Origin of the sequence: Sphingomonas sp. ABOLH, assembly GCF_003951715.1 — a bacterium.
In the GTDB taxonomy this organism is placed as follows: domain Bacteria; phylum Pseudomonadota; class Alphaproteobacteria; order Sphingomonadales; family Sphingomonadaceae; genus Sphingomonas; species Sphingomonas hankookensis_A.
This window is the reverse complement of the sequence record NZ_QQWV01000010.1, coordinates 1-15,282: the sequence shown is the minus strand read 5'-3', so window position 1 is coordinate 15,282 and position 15,282 is coordinate 1. Positions and strand designations below refer to the sequence as shown.

The following is a 15,282-nucleotide window of genomic DNA, read 5'->3' as shown; positions in this document are numbered from 1 at the left end:
CCTGACCGGCGCGCCGCCCCCCGCCATGGGGGCGGCCGTCGCGATCGCAGGCATCGACAGGGGGACGTTGCATGGGACGGAACTGGTTGGGGAATGCGGCGATCGGGACGGCGATGGCGATGGCGATGCTGGTCACGCCGGCACGGGCGCAGGACGAAGCGGCCGGGCCGCTGGCCATCGACCTGGTGTACAAAGGCGATGTGGTCGGGGTGGCGGCGGGCGATGCGCGCGGGGCACGCTATCTCGACAATCTCGACCTGCTCGCCTCGCTCGACCTCGACCGCGCGGTCGGCTGGCGGGGCGGCACCGCCTTTGCCAGCCTGCTCAACAATCTGGGCGGGCGGCCCAACGACATCGCCGGCACGTTGCAGGGCGTGAACAATATCGAGGTCGCCGGGGCCGACCTGCTGCTGTACCAGGCATGGATCCAGCAGAGTTTCGCCGATGACCGGCTGTCGGTGCTGGTCGGCAGATACGACCTGAACAGCGAATTCTACGCCAACGACGCCGCGTCGCACCTGATCGCGCCGGCATTCGGCATCGGGTCCGAACTGGCGGCGACCGGTCCCAACGGCCCGTCGATCTTTCCGCGCACCGACCTTGCCATCCGGCTGCGCGCCGGGGACGAGCGGAACTATGTCCAGGCGGTCGCGATCCGTGCGCCGCGCGGCACCACCGACGATGGCGGCCGGCGTTCGACGCTGTTCGTGGCGGAGGCCGGGTGGCAGGGGCGGCTGTCGTTCACGCTGGGCGGCTGGGCCTATAGCCGGCGCCAGCCGCGCATCATCCCGCCGGGCGTCACCACCGGCCCGGGCGAGGCGGCGTCGCACGGCGTCTATGCCTCGGTCGAGACCGATCTGGCCGGACAGGCCGACCAGCCAGGGCATTGGCGCGCCTTTGCCCGCGCCGGATGGTCCGATGGGCGGACGACTCCCTTTGCCGGCGGGTTCCAGCTCGGCGTGACCGGGCGGGGCATCGTTCCCGACCGGCCCGGCAGCCAGCTGTCGATCGGCGTGGCGAGCGCCGACCTCAGCACCCCCTATCGCCAGGCCAATCCGCCGGGCGAACCGGCGCTGGCCGGATCGGAAGGGATGGTCGAGCTGACCTATAGCGACGCGGTGCTGCCGTTCCTGACGCTGCAGCCCGACGTGCAATATGTCCGCCGGCCGGGTGGTTTGCAGGATGCGGACGATGCGGTGGTGCTGGGGCTGCGCGCGATCGTGGCTTGGAAGGCGCTGTAGGGCGGGTCAGCACGTGGAGCGCGCCGCGACGCTCCACAACGCGTCGCTCCGGGCTTGACCCGGCCTCCCGCGTTTTACCGCGCAGAAGAAGAAGCGGGACCCCGGATCAAGTCCGGGGTGACGAAGCTATGCCGCCGCCAGCGTCGGCTGCGTCCCCAATCCCGCATCGACCAGATTGCCGACGAACTGGTCGGTGCAATGCGACCAGCAATAGGCGGTGCCGGCACGGGCGCAGGCGTCGCGGTCGGCGGTCAGCGCCTGGGTAACGGCCGCCGCCAGATCGTCGTCGACCGCGCCGATCCGTGCGGAGCCGCCGCCCCGGCCGTCCGTCCCGATGATGTCGAGCGGCCCGGGTACCGGATAGCCCGCGACCGGGGTGCCGCAGGCCAGCGCCTCGATCATCACCAGCCCGAACGTGTCGGTGCGGCTGGGGAAGACCAGCACGTCGGCGGCGCGATAGGCAGCGGCGAGTGCCGCACCCTGCTTCAACCCGACGAACCGGGCGAGCGGATAGCGGCGCTCCAGCTCGGCGCGCGCCGGGCCGTCGCCGACCAGCAGCTTGGTGCCGGGCACGTCGAGCGACAGGAACGCTTCGATATTCTTTTCGACCGCGATCCGCCCGACATGGAGCAGGATCGGGCGCGGCAGGGTGGCGACGTCGAGTTGGCCGCCATCGGGCTTGAACAGCGACAGGTCGACACCGCGCGACCAGCGCTTCGTATGGGCGATGCCATGGTCGCGCAGCGACGCGGCGACGCGGGCGGTGGCGGTCATCACTCCGCTGGCCGCCGCATGGAAGCGGCGCAGGAACGGCCAGAACAGCCCGGCGGGCAGGTGCGTGCGCATCGCCAGATAGTCGGCGAAATTGGTGTGGAACGAGGTGGTGAAGCGGAGCCCATGCCGCCGGCACCAGCGCCGTGCCGCCCAGCCGAGCGGTCCTTCGGTGGCGATATGGATCGCATCGGGCCGGAACGCCGCGATCCGCCGCCCCAGTTCCGGTCCGCAGCCAAAGGCGAGCCGGATTTCGGGATAGCCAGGGCATGGCCGGGTGGCGAAGCCGTCGGGGGTATAGGTCTCGACGATATGCCCGCGCTGTTGCAGGCGACCGATCGTGGTCTGGAGCGTGCGGACGACGCCGTTGACCTGCGGACTCCACGCGTCGCTGACGATGGCGATCCTCACGCGGTGGCGACCACCCGGCCGGGGACGGGCGCCTTGCCCGACGACTTCGCCAGTTCCTTTTCCCAGGTCTCGGCCCGCCAGTCGATCAGCGACATGGCGCCCGCATGATCCTCGACCAGCGCGGTGCAGCTCTCCACCCAGTCGCCGTCGTTATAGTACATGATATCGCCGATCCGGCGGATCTCGGCGGTGTGGATATGGCCGCAGACCACGCCGTCGACGCCGTGTTCGGCAGCGGCATGGGCGACCGTTTCCTCGAACCGGCCGATGAAGTTCACCGCGTTCTTCACGCGATGCTTGGCATAGGCCGACAGCGACCAATAGGGCAGGCCGAGTTTGCGCCGGGCGAAGTTCCACACGCTGTTGGCCTTGAGCAGCGCGGTGTAGGCATGGTCGCCGAGGAAGGCGAGCCATTTGGCATAGAGCACCACGCCGTCGAACTTGTCGCCATGCAGCACCAACAGGCGGCGGCCATCGGCGGTTTCGTGGATATCCTCCTCGACCATCTCGACCCCGCCGAATTCAAGGCCGGTATAGTCGCGGAATGCCTCGTCGTGGTTGCCGGGGATGTAGATGACGCGCGTGCCGCGGCGGGCGAACTTCAGGATCGATCGGATGACGTCGTTATGGCTCGACGGCCAGTACCAGCCGCGACGGATCTGCCAGCCATCGACGATGTCGCCGACCAGATACAGCGTCTCGCATTCGAACGAATGGAGGAAGTCGACCAGCTGGGTCGCGCTGCATCCGGGCGTGCCCAGATGGACGTCGGAGATGAAGACGGTGCGGTAGGACTTTTTGGGTCCTTCCGCCTGATAGCTTTGCGGGTCGTTGATCCAGTCGGGGATCTTGCGCGCCAGCGACTTTACCGGCGGTTGCGTATTCTTTCGATCGGTCCGGGATACAAATGCCGTCGTCATCGTACTTCCCCCACGCCAGTGGACCGGACTTGCGTCCTTGCGATGCCGGCGCAGTAACGCCCCCGCGCGACAATAGTATTGCGCGGGTGTGACGGCCGTTCTCATCAAACTGAAACCTTGCTGACACGCCCGCGCCATTGGGCTGTCATCGAATCCCGTCATCGTAATTGGCCAGACAAGCCGCACGGCGCTGGACAAGGAAATGCACGGATTGGCTCAGGAACTGAACCGCGTCGGCGTGGCGAGCGCCTATGATCGCTGGGCGCCCATCTATGACCTGGTGTTCGGCCCCGTCTTCAAGCGGGGTCGCCGTGCGGCGATCGACGCGGCGGAGACGGTCGGCGGCCGCATCCTCGAGGTGGGGGTCGGCACCGGCATCTCGCTGCCGCATTACCGCGCCGAGAGCCGGATCACCGGCATCGATATCGCCGACCAGATGCTCGACAAGGCGCGCGACCGGGTGCGCCGGCTGAAGCTCAACCATGTCGAGCGGATCGCGATCGGCGATGCCGAGGCGCTGGATTTCGACGATGCGTCGTTCGACGTGGTGGTCGCGCAGTACGTGGTGTCGGCGGTGCCGCATCCCGACCGTGCCCTGAGCGAATTCCTGCGCGTGGTGCGGCCCGGCGGCATGATCGTGATCGCGACCCGGCTGGGCGCGGAGGCCGGCATGCGCGCCAGGATCGAGCGCGCGCTGATGCCTATCACCAGTCGGCTGGGCTGGCGTACCGATTTCCCCTGGTCGATCTATGGCGACTGGGCGGCGCGCAACCCGCACGCGGAGCTGGTCGAGCGCCGGCCACTGCCCCCGCTCGGCCATTTCTCGCTGGTGTGCTTCCGGCGCGCGGCCGCTGCCGGACAGGACAACCACCCGACGCCCGCGCTCGGCGCGACCGCCTGAAAACCCTTATCTTCAAAGGCTTTATCGATGCCCGGATTCAAGGAAGCGTTGCAGGAACAGCGGTGGGACGATCATCGCTATTACCATCACAGCATCATCAACCAGGCGCTGCACTTCGTCAGCGCGACGACGTTCCTGATCGCCTATGTCGTGGTGTGGATCGATCCGGCGGTGGCCAGCCTGCTCGGTTGGCTGGTGGCGATGACCGCGCGGCAATCGGGGCATTTCTTCTTCGAGCCCAAGACCTACGACCATGTAAACCAGGCGACGCACGCGCATAAGGAAGAGATCAAAGTCGGCTACAACCTGTTCCGCAAGGTCGTCTTCATGGGGCTGTGGGCGGCGACGCCGATCCCGTTGCTGCTCGACCCGACCTTTTTCGGGGTGTTCGAACCGCATGTCGGCTTCGTCGGGTTCCTGCGGCATCTGGCGCTGTTGTGGCTGGCGTTCGCGGTGGGCGGGCTGCTGTTCCGGGTGGTGCAGCTGTTCATCCAGCGTGACGTGATGACCGGGCTGGTGTGGGCGACCAAGATCGTGACCGATCCGTTCAACGACTTCATCCTGTACCGGAAAGCGCCGGTGCAACTGTTGAAGGGCGCGCGGATCGATACGGATCTGCAGGAGGCTGCACGGCACTAAGCGCCGGGCAAGGCGCAGCGAACGCTGCGCCGCGCCGCATTAGGCGGCCGGCCGGCGGCGCCAAAAGCGCCGTCCGACGACGACACGGGCTTTGCCCGTGGCGGCCCACTGAAAACAAACGCTTTTCCGGAATAAGTTCACTAAGTTCACACTCGTGACCGGTTTCGCGCATTTGCGAACCGGTCGCATTTCGTTGGGCTGGTCGATCAACCGGGAGAAAGAGCGGCGGCGAGCGTGACAGGGCGCCTCGGTGTAGGAAAGTGCTTTCCAGTACGACCACGCCGGAACGACCATGCTCGTTGCGCTCCTGCAACATTATCCGCGCCCGCCACCTGTTAACGCGCTGGCGCGACCCCATATCGGAAGTGGCCCCGCCATACTGGCTGGACCCGCTACCGGCGCCGGCCAGTCGACCCTTTCCACGTGACCCGGCGGTCCGTTTGCTCGAATGATGACTGGACCGACATGCAGGACGATTGGCGACGGGGCACCCCGACCGCGGTGACGACTTCGCGGGCGATGAACGTGAGCATCGCACGAACCGATGTCGAGTCACTGTGCCGCAAGCATGGCGCATCGATCAGCGCGATCGAGACGCTGCATTCGGGCGGCACGCATGTCGTGCTGAAGAATGGCGACGCCGCCGACACGATGCGCAAGGCGTTCGGCAAGAAGCTGATCGCCGGCACGGTCGTGCGGACGCCGTGGGTCCGCAACGGCTGACCCGGCGAGCGATCCCCCGATGACCCGCGACACCCCCGCCCTCACCCGCGCAGTCGAACTGGCCGCATCGGGGGACTTTTTTTCGGTGAACCAGATCCGGCAGGCGCTGCGTCGCGAGGGCTATGCCACGCTAGCGCAGGACCTGTCAGGCCATCAGGCGAACCGGGCGATCATCGAGGCATTGCACGCGGCGTCCGACGCCCGGCGAGGGTAGGCTGCCGTCTCGATCGCGGTGCCGCCGACTCCGATCCGGCCGTCCCGTGCCTACGCGGGAGGCGGAGCGGGAATACGCCTTAGCCCCGCCCCAGCCGCCGCGCCAAGGTTTCCTTCAGCACCTGTCGCCGCAGCATCTTGTTGGTCGTGCCCGGCGCGGTCCACCACCAGCCGTCCTGCTGCATCGCCTGTGCCGCCTTCACGAAGCGCGCGACGACCTCGGCGAACGCCGCGTCGTCATAGTTCAGGCTGAAGATCAGGCGGCCGGTGCCGACCCAGCTCAGGGCCAGCCCCTCGGCTCGGGCATAATATTGCAGCAGCCAGTTGTAGCGCGAGGGGACGGTGTAGAGGATCGTCCATACCGTCTGCATGCCGGCGGCGCGGACGGGGAGGTCGGCCTCCGCCATCGCTTCGTTGAACCGGGCAAGGCGTGCGTCCCAGCGGGCGTCGACGTCCTCGTACATCGCCTGCACTTGCGGAGAGTCGAGGCGTTCGAGGAACACGTCCATCGCGCCCATGACATAGGGGTGGGCGTTGAAGGTGCCGCGCGCGAAGCAGATGTCGGCGGGCGCTTCGGGGCGGAAGCGCTTCATCAGCTCGGCGCGGCCGCAGACGACGCCGATGGGCAGGCCACCGCCCAGCGTCTTGCCATAGGTCACCATGTCGGGCCGGACGCCGAACGCCTCGGCCATGCCGCACTTTGCGAGGCGGAAGCCCATGAACACCTCGTCGAAGATCAGGACCACGCCGGCCTGCGTGCAGACGTCGCGCAGCTTCACCAGCCAGTCGCGATAGGCGGCGCGGTCGAGCCGGGCCGAGCGGCTGCTGTCGACCAGCGTGCCGTCGGAGGGCGCGCCCTTGTTCGGGTGCATCGCTTGTAGCGGGTTCACCAGCACGCAGGCGATGTCCTTGCGCGTGGCCAGCACGTGGAGCGTGCGGTCGGACATTTCGGACAGGGTCAGCGTGTTGTCGGCAGGCGTCGGGTTGCCGATGCCGGGCTGCACATCGCCCCACCAGCCATGATAGGCCCCGGCGAAACGGACCACGCGACGGCGGCCGGTGTGATAGCGCGCGAGGCGCACCGCCTGCATTACCGCTTCGGTGCCGGACATGTGGAACGAGACCTCGTCCATGCCGCTGATCGCACGCAACCGGTCGACATTGGCGGCGATGACCGGGTGATAGGTGCCCAGCACCGGCCCGAGATCGGCGACGCGGGCGGCCCCTTGCGCAATGCAGTCCTTGTAGAAATCATGGCCGAACAGGTTGACCCCGTACGAGCCGGCAAGGTCGTAGAAGACATTGCCGTCGAGGTCGGTGACGGTCACGCCCGACGACGACTGGTAGAAGGCACCGGTCGCTAGGGTGTCGCGGACTTTCGCGCTGAACTGGAACGGCACGCGGTAGCGGCCGGTGAATTGCAGGTCGGAGAGCCCCTCGCGCAATGCCTTCGTCGCAGCGACCGTCTTGGCGAAGCGGGTCGCGTAGAGCGCGGAAAGGCGTTCGAAGCCGGCGCGGCGCTTCGCAGCGATGTTGGCCGGTGCGTCGTCGGCGGCGAAGAAGCGGGCGTCGTCATAGTCGTAGAAGGCGATCTGGCGCGCGATGCGCTGGCCCCAGCGGACATGGCCGGTGAGCGAGCCATGCTTGGCGCGGCTGAGCCGCAGACGGGCGCGGCCCTTGGTGGCGGCGAGACCGGCGACGCCGGCGGCGAAGGTAGCTGCGAGAGCTGGGGCGAGAGCCATCATGGCTGACGCAAATATGACCCGATAAGGAAATATTGATGACGGCCATGGACCGCACCGCTCCCTCGCCGCTCGCCCGTGCCATCGCGAAGCTGACCGATATCGAATCGCTGAACTATGCCGCGACCAACTGGCTGCCGCGCCGGACGCTGACCCGCGCGATGGGGTGGTTCAGCAAGGTCGAGCAGCCGCTGGTGGCGAAGGCGTCGATCGCGGTGTGGCGGACCTTTTGCGATGTCGACCTGTCCGATGCGGCGGAGACAAGCTGGCGCTCGATGCATGCCTGCTTCATCCGGCGGCTGCGGCCGGGGGCGCGGACCTTCGCGGCGCAGGCGCATCAGGTGGCGTCGCCGTCAGACGGGATCATCGTCGCCAGCGGGCCGATCACCGGCGACAGCATCGTGCAGGCCAAGGGCAAGCGCTATTCGATCGCCGAACTGACCGGGGGCGAGGGGGAGGCGTATCTGGGCGGGAGTTTCGTGACGCTGCGGCTGACCGCCGGCATGTATCACCGGTTTCATGCGCCCCAGGACGGGCGGGTCGAGCGGGTGCGGTACTTTCCCGGCGATTGTTTCAACGTGAACCCGCCGGCGCTGAAGCGGGTCGACGGGCTGTATTGCCGCAACGAACGGGCGACCGTGCGCATGCGGCTGGACGACGGGACGTCGATCCTGCTGGTGCCGGTGGCGGCGATCCTGGTCGCGGCGATCCGGCTGACGTTCCTCGACACGGTGAAGCTGTTGCGCGAGCGGGCCGAGCCGGTCGCCAATGTCGATGTGCCGGTCGTGCAGGGGCAGGAAATGGGGTGGTTCGAACATGGGTCGACCATCGTGCTGCTGACGCCCGCGCCGTTCGTACTGGCGGACGGGGTGCAGACCGGCGACCGGGTGCGCGCGGGGGAAGTGTTGTTCGAGCGAGCGGTGGTCGAGGCGATTTAGGGTCTCCCTCGTCACTCCCGCGAAGGCGGGAGTCCATAACCGCCACCGTTGCGGATCGAGCCGAACCGTCAGCGTCTATGGATTCCCGCCTTCGCGGGAATGACGACAGGGTTGCGCTCAACCCCTGCCCCGCGCCACTCTGTCGGTGATGGAGGGGGACGGGATGAGCGGCATCGTCGATGCGCATCTGCATGTGTGGCGGATCGATGCGCCGTTCCATGGCTGGCCGGCGCCGAGTGATGGCGTGCTGTATCGCAGCTACAACCTGGCCGATGTACGCGCGGCGATGGGCGATGCGCCGGTCGATCGGGTGGTGCTGGTCCAGGCACAGACCGATGATCGCGAGACCGACTGGCTGCTGGAGCTGGCGGAGGGCGATCCGTGGGTGGCGGGGGTGGTCGGCTGGGTCGCGCTGGACAGCCCCGACGCGCCGGCGCGGATCGCGGCGCTGGCGGCACGGCGCAAGCTCGTCGGGCTGCGGCCGATGCTGCAGGCGATCGGCGATACCGACTGGCTGTTGCGGGGCGATGTCGCGCGCGGGGTCGCGGCGATGGTCGAGCATGGGCTGAGGCTGGATGCGCTGGTGCAGCCGCGGCATTTGGGCATGCTGGCGACGTTCGCGGATCGCTGGCCGGGCCTGCCGATCGTGATCGACCATGCCGCCAAGCCGGCGCCGCCGGGGGATGCGGACTGGCGCAAGGGGATGGCGGCGCTGGCGGAGCGGCCTTCGGTATGGTGCAAGCTGTCGGGGTTGCGCACCGAACAGGCGACGGGGGCCGATCCGCTGGCGCTGGCGCCGATGGTCGCGCGGCTGGTGGATTGGTTCGGGGAGCGGTTGCTGTGGGGCAGCGACTGGCCGGTGCTGTCGGCGGCGGGGGATGGGTATGGCGACTGGCTGGCGACGACGCAGGGCTTGACGGCGGGGTTGTCGGACGATTCGCGGGCGCGGTTGATGGGGGGCGCGGCGCGGGAGTTTTACGGGGTTTAGCTTCCGTCGAACCGTATCCCCGCGCAGGCGGGGATCCAGAGTTTCCCATCGCGAACGGCGGCGTTCCTGGCTCTGGACCCCCGCCTGCGCGGGGGTACGACAATTCGGGAGGCACCCGCACCCTTTCAAAACGCCCCCGCCGCCCGCTACAAGCACGCCAACTCGAAGGGGAATTGCCATGGTTCGTTCGCTGGTCGCCGCGTTGCTGGCCTCATGCCTCGCTTGGCCCGCCGTAGCGCAGACCGCGCCGGTCATGCCCGCGCGGACCGTCGCCAGCGATCCGGGGGCGAACGCGCCGGTGCGCTACGACGTGTCGTTCCCGCAAGCCGCGCATCACCGAGCACGGATCGTCGCGACGTGGCGCGGCGTGCCCGCCGGGCCGCTCAGGGTGCAGATGTCGCGGTCGTCGCCGGGGCGCTATGCGATCCACGAATTCGCCAAGAACGTCTATGACGTCAGCGCGACCGATGGCGCCGGACGGCCGCTGAAGCTGATCCGCACCGATCCCTATGGCTGGAGCGTGGCCGGGCATGACGGCACGGTGATCGTCAGCTACACGCTCTATGCCGACCGGGGCGATGGCACCTATGCGCAGATCGATGCGACCCACGCGCATCTGAACATGCCCGCGACCTTTATGTGGGCGACCGGGTACGACGCACAGCCGATCAGCGTGCGCTTCACCAGCCCCGATCCGACATGGAAGGTCGCGACGCAGCTGCCCGGCGGGAGTGCGCCCGGCAGCTATTGGGCGCCGAACCTGCAATATTTCATGGACAGCCCGACCGAATTGTCGAACCACATGGTTCGCGAATGGCAGGAGGCCGGCAAGACATTCCGCCTGGCGCTGCACCATGACGGCACCGCCGCCGATCTCGACCGCTTCACCGAAAAGGCGAAGAAGGTGGTGGCCGAGGAGATCAAGATCTTCGGCGCGCCGGCGAACTATGATTTCGGCACCTATACCTTCATCGCCGATTATCGCCCGTGGGTGACCGGCGACGGGATGGAGCATCGCAACTCGACGATCATCACCGATCAGCGCTCGCTGGCGCAGGCGAACGACGACCAGCTCGGCACGCTGGCGCATGAGTTCTTCCATAGCTGGAATGTCGAGCGGCTGCGCCCGCGCGAACTGGAGCCGTTCGACTTCACCCGCGCCAATCCCACGCCGTCGCTGTGGCTGGCCGAGGGGTTCACCAGCTACTACGGGCCGCTGGCGATCCGCCGCGCCGGGCTGGCGTCGGTCGATGAATGGCTGGGCGAAATGGGCGGGATGGTCAGCGGGGTGGTCAACAACCCGGCGCGCCTGCCCGCGCGGATCAACGCCTCGCCACAGGAGATGAGTCTCCGCGCGCCGTTCGTCGATGCCGCGACCGCGATCGATCCGGTCGAGCCGAACATCTTTTCGTCCTATTACGGCTATGGCGCGGTGATCGGCCTCGCGCTCGACCTGCAGCTGCGCCAGCGCTTTCCGGGCAAGAGCCTCGACGATTATATGCGGCTGTTGTGGGCGACACATGGCGCGCCGGAAAAGCCCTATACGCCTGCCGACCTGCGTGCGGCGCTCACGACGCTGACCGGGGACAAGGCGTTTGCCGACCAGTTTTTCGACCGGACGATCGAGGGCAGCTTCCTGCCCGATTTCGCGCCGCTGCTGGATCAGGCGGGGCTGGTGCTGCGTGCCGCTAACCCAAGCAAGGGCTGGATCGGGCGGACCAATGCCACGCAGGAGAAGGACGGCGTGACTTTGCTGCTGTCGCCGGCGCAGAACACGCCGCTGTTCGCGGCCGGCGCGGATCGCGGCGACGTGATCCTGTCGCTGGGCGGTCAGCCGGTCGGCGATCTGGCCGCGTGGAATGCCGGGGTTGCGGCATTGAAGTCGGGGACGCCCACCGAGCTGCGCTATCGCCAGCGCGGGGTCGAGCGGGTGGCGACGCTGACCCCGGCGGCCGATCCGACGCTGGAGATCGTGCGCGGCGAGACGGTCGGGCGGACGCCGACGCCACAGCAGCGGGCGTTCCGGGCCGGCTGGCTGGGCGCGGAATAGGCGTCGTGCGGCTGTGCGCCGATGTCGGCGGTTCGTTCATCGACATCGCCGCGTTCGACGGTGATGCGCGGATCCTGTGGCGACGCAAGACGGCGACGCCGGTCGGCGACTGGGCGGCGTTCGTCGCGGCCTTCGCCGATGCGGTACAGGCGGTGCCGTGCGATTCGGTGTCGATCGCGACCGCGGGGCTGGTCGATCCGACGAGCGGCAAGGTCACCAGCGCCAACATTCCGTGCATCGACGGGCGGGCATTGGCGCGCGATCTCAGCGCGGCGTTGGCGCAGCCGGTGCGGGTGGTGAACGACGCCGATGCGTTCGTGCTGGCCGAAGCGGCGATGGGCGTGGGCCAAGGGCATGAGCGGGTGTTCGGCATTATCCTGGGCACCGGAGTCGGCGGGGGGCTGGTCGAGCGGGGGCGGATCGTCAGCGGTGCGGGCGGGATCGGCGGCGAATGGGGCCATGGGCAGGTGATTCATGCCAGCCCCGTCGCGGCCAATGCGATGCCGGTGTTCCCCTGCGGTTGCGGGCGGCACGGGTGTCTCGACACGATCGGCAGCGCGCGCGGCCTGGAGCGGCTGCACCGCTTCCTGCATGGCGTGGACGCCGACAGCATCGCGATCACGCGGGGTGCTGAGGCGGGCAATGCAAAGGCATATGCGACGGTCGCGTGGTTTTGCGACCTGATCGGCGGGTCGATCGCGATGCTGCTGCATGCGGTGTCGGCGACGATCGTGCCGGTGGGGGGCGGGCTGGCCAATGCCACCGGTCTGATCGCAGCGCTCGACGCGCGGGTACGGGCGAACTTGCTGACCCCGGTCGCGACGCCGGTGGTGGTGCCGGGGCGGCTGGGCGACGAAGCGGGGTTGATCGGGGCGTTCGTCGCGGGGAAATGATACCGTACCCCCGCGCAGGCGGGGGTCCAGAGCGTCAGATGCTACCGCAGCGTGCCTGGCCCTGGATCCCCGCCTGCGCGGGGATACGGTTTGCCGCGCTCAGCGCCGATAGCCCGGGCGACCGTTGCGGTCGTGCTTGTCGACGCGAACCTTGTAGGCCAGCGCGTCGAAGCGGCGGTCGAGGTCGCGGCGTTCCTGCATCGAAAGGCCGTTCGAGCGGCGATAGCGCTGTTCGAGATTGGCGATCTGGCGGAATTCGGCGCGCAGGTTCACCGCCTCGCGCCGGCTGAGCGAGCCGTTCCGGATACCCTGGTCGATGCGGCGTTCGATCTGCGCCTGGCGCTGGTTGACCGACTGCCACGGCTGGGCGGCGGCGGGCAGCGCGGTCATCAGGGCGCCGAGGCCGGCGAGCATCAGTGCGAACTTCTTCATCCCTTTTCTCCTTTGCGGACCATCAAGGTCGAAGGTGAAAATGGCGAACGGCTGTCGCAGGGGTTTGTCGCAAAGGACGGAAAATTGTGTCGGATTGTCGCGACTTGGCCGGGGTCGTTCAGCTTTCGGGAGACGGAAGGCAAGCCCCCTGCCCCGCCACATACGTCACCCCGGCGCAGGCTGGGGTATCCCGGTTGTCGGCGGGACAGGAGCCGCGAGAGACCCCAGCCTGCGCTGGGGTGACGTTTTGGGGGCGGCTAGGCCGGCAAGCCCTTGGCGCGCAGGATCGGGGTCAGTACCTTCTCCATCGCGGCATAGCCGGCCGGGGTCGGGTGGACGCCGTCATCGGCAAAGCCCGGCCGCATCGCGCCGGCCGGCGTCGCGAGTGCCGGGGTATAGTCGACGAAGGTGATGCGGTTCTTCGCGGCATAGTCCTTCGCCCAGGCGTTGATCGCGCGGATCGGGGCGACGGTGGCGAGGCCCGGCTTCCATGGGAAACCGTCCGCCGGCGGCACGCTGGCGAGCAGCACGCCGATGCCGGCCTGACGTGCGATCATCGCCATCATCGCGAGATTGTCATGCGTCTGCGCCGCCGTCATCGGCCCGGTATTGCCGGCGATGTCGTTGGTGCCGGCCATGATGTGCACATAGCGCGGGCGGTGGGCGACGACATCGGCCATCATGCGCAGCACCATCTGCGGCGTCGTCTGTCCGCTGATCCCGCGCCCGACCCGGCCGGGGCGGAAGAAGGCGGGGCGGCTGCCGCGCCAGCCTTCGGTGATCGAGTCGCCCATGAAGACGATGTCGGTCCTCGCCCCCGATGCGGCGAGCGCAGCATTGTCGGCGGCATAGCGCCCCAGCCACGGCCAGTCGGTCGCGAGCTGGCGCTGGTGCTTCACTTCCCAGCTTTCCTCCTGCGCGGCACAGGCGGCAGCGGGCAGCAACGCGGACGCGGCGGCGAGGCCGAGGAAATGGCGACGATCGGGGGTCATAACGATCCTTGCAGGCGGCAGAGTTCCGGGCGGATGTCGCCGTCGCGCGGGGTGGCGCCGCGGGCGTCGAACAGGATGTTGGCGGGCTTGCCCCGGACGCTGCGCGCCCAGGCCGGACGGCCATCGCCATTGGGATCGCCGGTGGTGGCGAAGGCGACCCAGTAATCCTGCATCCAGACCGGCCCGGCGCGGCGATCGTTGAAGATATAGTCGATCTCGGCCGCATGGGTCGTCGGCCCCGCCCCGCCGTCGCGCGCCATGTCGAACTCGTAGCGCCATACCGGCCAGTTGCGGGTGGCGAGCAGGTTGGCGAGGCTGCCCGCCGGGCAGCGGAAGGTGGCGTCGGTCGCGATCTGCTGGTCGCGGGTGCCAAGGCGCGGATGCGGCAGCGGATCGGGTTCGTCGAGCCGGTAGAAGGTCCGCGCGCCCTCGGCATTGGCGCCGAACGACAGGTCGACGAACCCGTCGCGTGCCGGACGGCCGCCGGGCAGGTCGAGTTCGAGCACGTTGCTGCCGATAATCACCGGACGCTTCGGCGCGGTGACGAACAGCCGGTCGGGCGTGTCGGGCAGGACCGCGCCGTCGATGGTCGTGCGCAGATAGAGATAATCGTCGGCGGTCAGCTTCGCATCGTGCAGCTTCAGGTCGGCCGCCAGCAACGCGGCGGGCGATACGGTGCGAAGACTCGCGCTGCCACGGGTGCCGAGCAGTACGTCCAACTGGTCGCCGATGCGGAACGCTTCCTTGAGCGGACGCCATGGCAGGCCGAAGCCGGGGGTGCCCGACTCCATCGCGGCCTTGGCGAACAGTCCGCGCGCCAGCGGCGAGGCGAGGAGGAGCGACACGTCCTGCGATCCGGCGCTTTCCCCGGCGATGGTGACGTTGTCGGGATCGCCGCCGAACTTGGCGATGTTGTCGCGAACCCAGCGCAGCGCCGCGATCTGGTCCATCAGGCCGTAATTGCCGCTCTTGCCCTCCGCTTCCGCCGCCAGCGCCCGGTGGGGCAGGAAGCCGAAGATGCCGAGCCGGTACTGGATGGCGACGACGACGACCCCGCGCTTGCCGATCGACGACAGCGCCATGTCGCCCGCCGATCCCGCGCGGTTGCTGCCGCCGTGAATCCACACGATCACCGGACGCTTGCCGGTCAGCGCCGGGGTGCCGACGTCGAGCGTCAGGCAGTCCTCGCTGGCGAACACATGGTCGGCGCGGTTCCAGCCATAGTCGTTCTGGAGACAGGCCGGCGCGCGGGCGGTGGTAGTGCGGATGCCGGTCCATTCGACCACCGGCTGCGGTTCGCGCCAGCGGTTGGCGGCCAGCGGCGGCGCGGCGAAGGGGATACCGCGAAAGAGGATGCGGTCGGCCTCGGCCCTGCCCTCGACGATGCCGCCGGAGACCGAGACGCGGGGTGGGGTCGGGGCTGTCGCT

Annotated in this window: 15 protein-coding genes; 9 read left to right on the top strand and 6 right to left on the bottom strand. The window is 68.4% G+C overall.

The window, feature by feature from the left end; all coding sequences use genetic code 11:
* Window positions 1-71 precede the first annotated feature (71 nt).
* On the top strand, window positions 72-1,241 hold the full coding sequence (locus tag CA237_RS06910) for a carbohydrate porin (RefSeq protein ID WP_066691756.1): 1,170 nt from the start codon (window positions 72-74) through the stop codon (window positions 1,239-1,241).
* Window positions 1,242-1,367: 126 nt separating this feature from the next.
* Here the strand turns inward: CA237_RS06910 and CA237_RS06905 are convergent, their stop codons facing one another.
* Both CA237_RS06905 and CA237_RS06900 read right to left on the bottom strand, forming a co-directional pair.
* Window positions 1,368-2,423 carry a glycosyltransferase family 1 protein gene (locus CA237_RS06905; protein WP_066691759.1) on the bottom strand — a complete coding sequence of 352 codons (1,056 nt, stop codon included), beginning with the start codon at window positions 2,421-2,423 and terminating at the stop codon, window positions 1,368-1,370.
* Window positions 2,420-3,343, bottom strand: a complete 924-nt coding sequence (locus CA237_RS06900; RefSeq protein ID WP_084401666.1) for a UDP-2,3-diacylglucosamine diphosphatase — start codon at window positions 3,341-3,343, stop codon at window positions 2,420-2,422. Before CA237_RS06900 ends, CA237_RS06905 begins: the two co-directional genes overlap by 4 nt.
* Window positions 3,344-3,545: 202 nt before the next feature.
* Between CA237_RS06900 and CA237_RS06895 the strand changes: the two genes are divergently transcribed.
* The 4 genes from CA237_RS06895 to CA237_RS06880 all read left to right on the top strand — a co-directional run bounded on the left by CA237_RS06895 (window position 3,546) and on the right by CA237_RS06880 (window position 5,820).
* Entirely contained in the window at window positions 3,546-4,244 is a 699-nt protein-coding gene (locus CA237_RS06895; protein ID WP_126013461.1) for a methyltransferase domain-containing protein, read from the top strand.
* Between the two features lie 27 nt (window positions 4,245-4,271).
* Complete coding sequence (locus CA237_RS06890; RefSeq protein ID WP_126013458.1) at window positions 4,272-4,883, top strand: hypothetical protein; 612 nt, start codon at window positions 4,272-4,274, stop codon at window positions 4,881-4,883.
* A 519-nt stretch (window positions 4,884-5,402) separates the two neighbouring features.
* Window positions 5,403-5,606, top strand: a complete 204-nt coding sequence (locus CA237_RS06885) for a hypothetical protein (protein ID WP_232308014.1) — start codon at window positions 5,403-5,405, stop codon at window positions 5,604-5,606.
* Window positions 5,607-5,625: 19 nt separating this feature from the next.
* On the top strand, window positions 5,626-5,820 hold the full coding sequence (locus CA237_RS06880; RefSeq protein ID WP_066691771.1) for a hypothetical protein: 195 nt from the start codon (window positions 5,626-5,628) through the stop codon (window positions 5,818-5,820).
* Window positions 5,821-5,899: 79 nt separating this feature from the next.
* On the opposite strand, the gene CA237_RS06875 is transcribed toward CA237_RS06880, so the two are convergent.
* Window positions 5,900-7,564: an aminotransferase class III-fold pyridoxal phosphate-dependent enzyme gene (locus CA237_RS06875; RefSeq protein WP_126013455.1), complete on the bottom strand. Its 1,665-nt coding sequence runs from the start codon at window positions 7,562-7,564 to the stop codon at window positions 5,900-5,902.
* A gap of 35 nt (window positions 7,565-7,599) precedes the next feature.
* Here CA237_RS06875 and asd point away from each other — a divergent pair, with 35 nt between their 5' ends.
* From asd to CA237_RS06855, 4 genes are all read left to right on the top strand, one after another.
* On the top strand, window positions 7,600-8,499 hold the full coding sequence (asd, locus tag CA237_RS06870) for an archaetidylserine decarboxylase (protein WP_232308015.1): 900 nt from the start codon (window positions 7,600-7,602) through the stop codon (window positions 8,497-8,499).
* Window positions 8,500-8,662: 163 nt separating this feature from the next.
* A complete protein-coding gene (locus tag CA237_RS06865) occupies window positions 8,663-9,487 on the top strand; it encodes an amidohydrolase family protein (RefSeq protein ID WP_126013452.1) in 825 nt (274 codons plus the stop codon).
* Window positions 9,488-9,665: 178 nt separating this feature from the next.
* Window positions 9,666-11,537: a M61 family metallopeptidase gene (locus CA237_RS06860; protein WP_084401668.1), complete on the top strand. Its 1,872-nt coding sequence runs from the start codon at window positions 9,666-9,668 to the stop codon at window positions 11,535-11,537.
* A gap of 5 nt (window positions 11,538-11,542) precedes the next feature.
* Window positions 11,543-12,430, top strand: a complete 888-nt coding sequence (locus CA237_RS06855) for an ROK family protein (protein WP_066691779.1) — start codon at window positions 11,543-11,545, stop codon at window positions 12,428-12,430.
* A gap of 99 nt (window positions 12,431-12,529) precedes the next feature.
* On the opposite strand, the gene CA237_RS06850 is transcribed toward CA237_RS06855, so the two are convergent.
* The 3 genes from CA237_RS06850 to CA237_RS06840 form a co-directional block, all read right to left on the bottom strand.
* Window positions 12,530-12,862 carry a hypothetical protein gene (locus CA237_RS06850; protein ID WP_066691782.1) on the bottom strand — a complete coding sequence of 111 codons (333 nt, stop codon included), beginning with the start codon at window positions 12,860-12,862 and terminating at the stop codon, window positions 12,530-12,532.
* A gap of 257 nt (window positions 12,863-13,119) precedes the next feature.
* Window positions 13,120-13,854, bottom strand: coding sequence for a GDSL-type esterase/lipase family protein (locus CA237_RS06845; protein WP_066691785.1), 735 nt, complete (start codon window positions 13,852-13,854; stop codon window positions 13,120-13,122).
* Window positions 13,851-15,282 (bottom strand): carboxylesterase family protein (locus CA237_RS06840; protein ID WP_126013449.1); only part of this gene is annotated, 1,432 nt, incomplete at its 5' end. The genes CA237_RS06840 and CA237_RS06845, both read right to left, overlap by 4 nt.

Bases quoted from the DNA above. Each gene is read 5' to 3' on its own strand.
- CA237_RS06875 (WP_126013455.1), bottom strand. From the start codon at position 7,564: ATGATGGCTCTCGCCCCAGCTCTCGCAGCTACCTTCGCCGCCGGCGTC.
- CA237_RS06860 (WP_084401668.1), top strand. From the start codon at position 9,666: ATGGTTCGTTCGCTGGTCGCCGCGTTGCTGGCCTCATGCCTCGCTTGG.
- CA237_RS06900 (WP_084401666.1), bottom strand. From the start codon at position 3,343: ATGACGACGGCATTTGTATCCCGGACCGATCGAAAGAATACGCAACCG.
- CA237_RS06890 (WP_126013458.1), top strand. From the start codon at position 4,272: ATGCCCGGATTCAAGGAAGCGTTGCAGGAACAGCGGTGGGACGATCAT.
- CA237_RS06850 (WP_066691782.1), bottom strand. From the start codon at position 12,862: ATGAAGAAGTTCGCACTGATGCTCGCCGGCCTCGGCGCCCTGATGACC.
- CA237_RS06885 (WP_232308014.1), top strand. From the start codon at position 5,403: ATGAACGTGAGCATCGCACGAACCGATGTCGAGTCACTGTGCCGCAAG.
- CA237_RS06880 (WP_066691771.1), top strand. From the start codon at position 5,626: ATGACCCGCGACACCCCCGCCCTCACCCGCGCAGTCGAACTGGCCGCA.
- CA237_RS06895 (WP_126013461.1), top strand. From the start codon at position 3,546: ATGCACGGATTGGCTCAGGAACTGAACCGCGTCGGCGTGGCGAGCGCC.
- CA237_RS06845 (WP_066691785.1), bottom strand. From the start codon at position 13,854: ATGACCCCCGATCGTCGCCATTTCCTCGGCCTCGCCGCCGCGTCCGCG.
- CA237_RS06910 (WP_066691756.1), top strand. From the start codon at position 72: ATGGGACGGAACTGGTTGGGGAATGCGGCGATCGGGACGGCGATGGCG.
- asd (WP_232308015.1), top strand. From the start codon at position 7,600: ATGACGGCCATGGACCGCACCGCTCCCTCGCCGCTCGCCCGTGCCATC.
- CA237_RS06865 (WP_126013452.1), top strand. From the start codon at position 8,663: ATGAGCGGCATCGTCGATGCGCATCTGCATGTGTGGCGGATCGATGCG.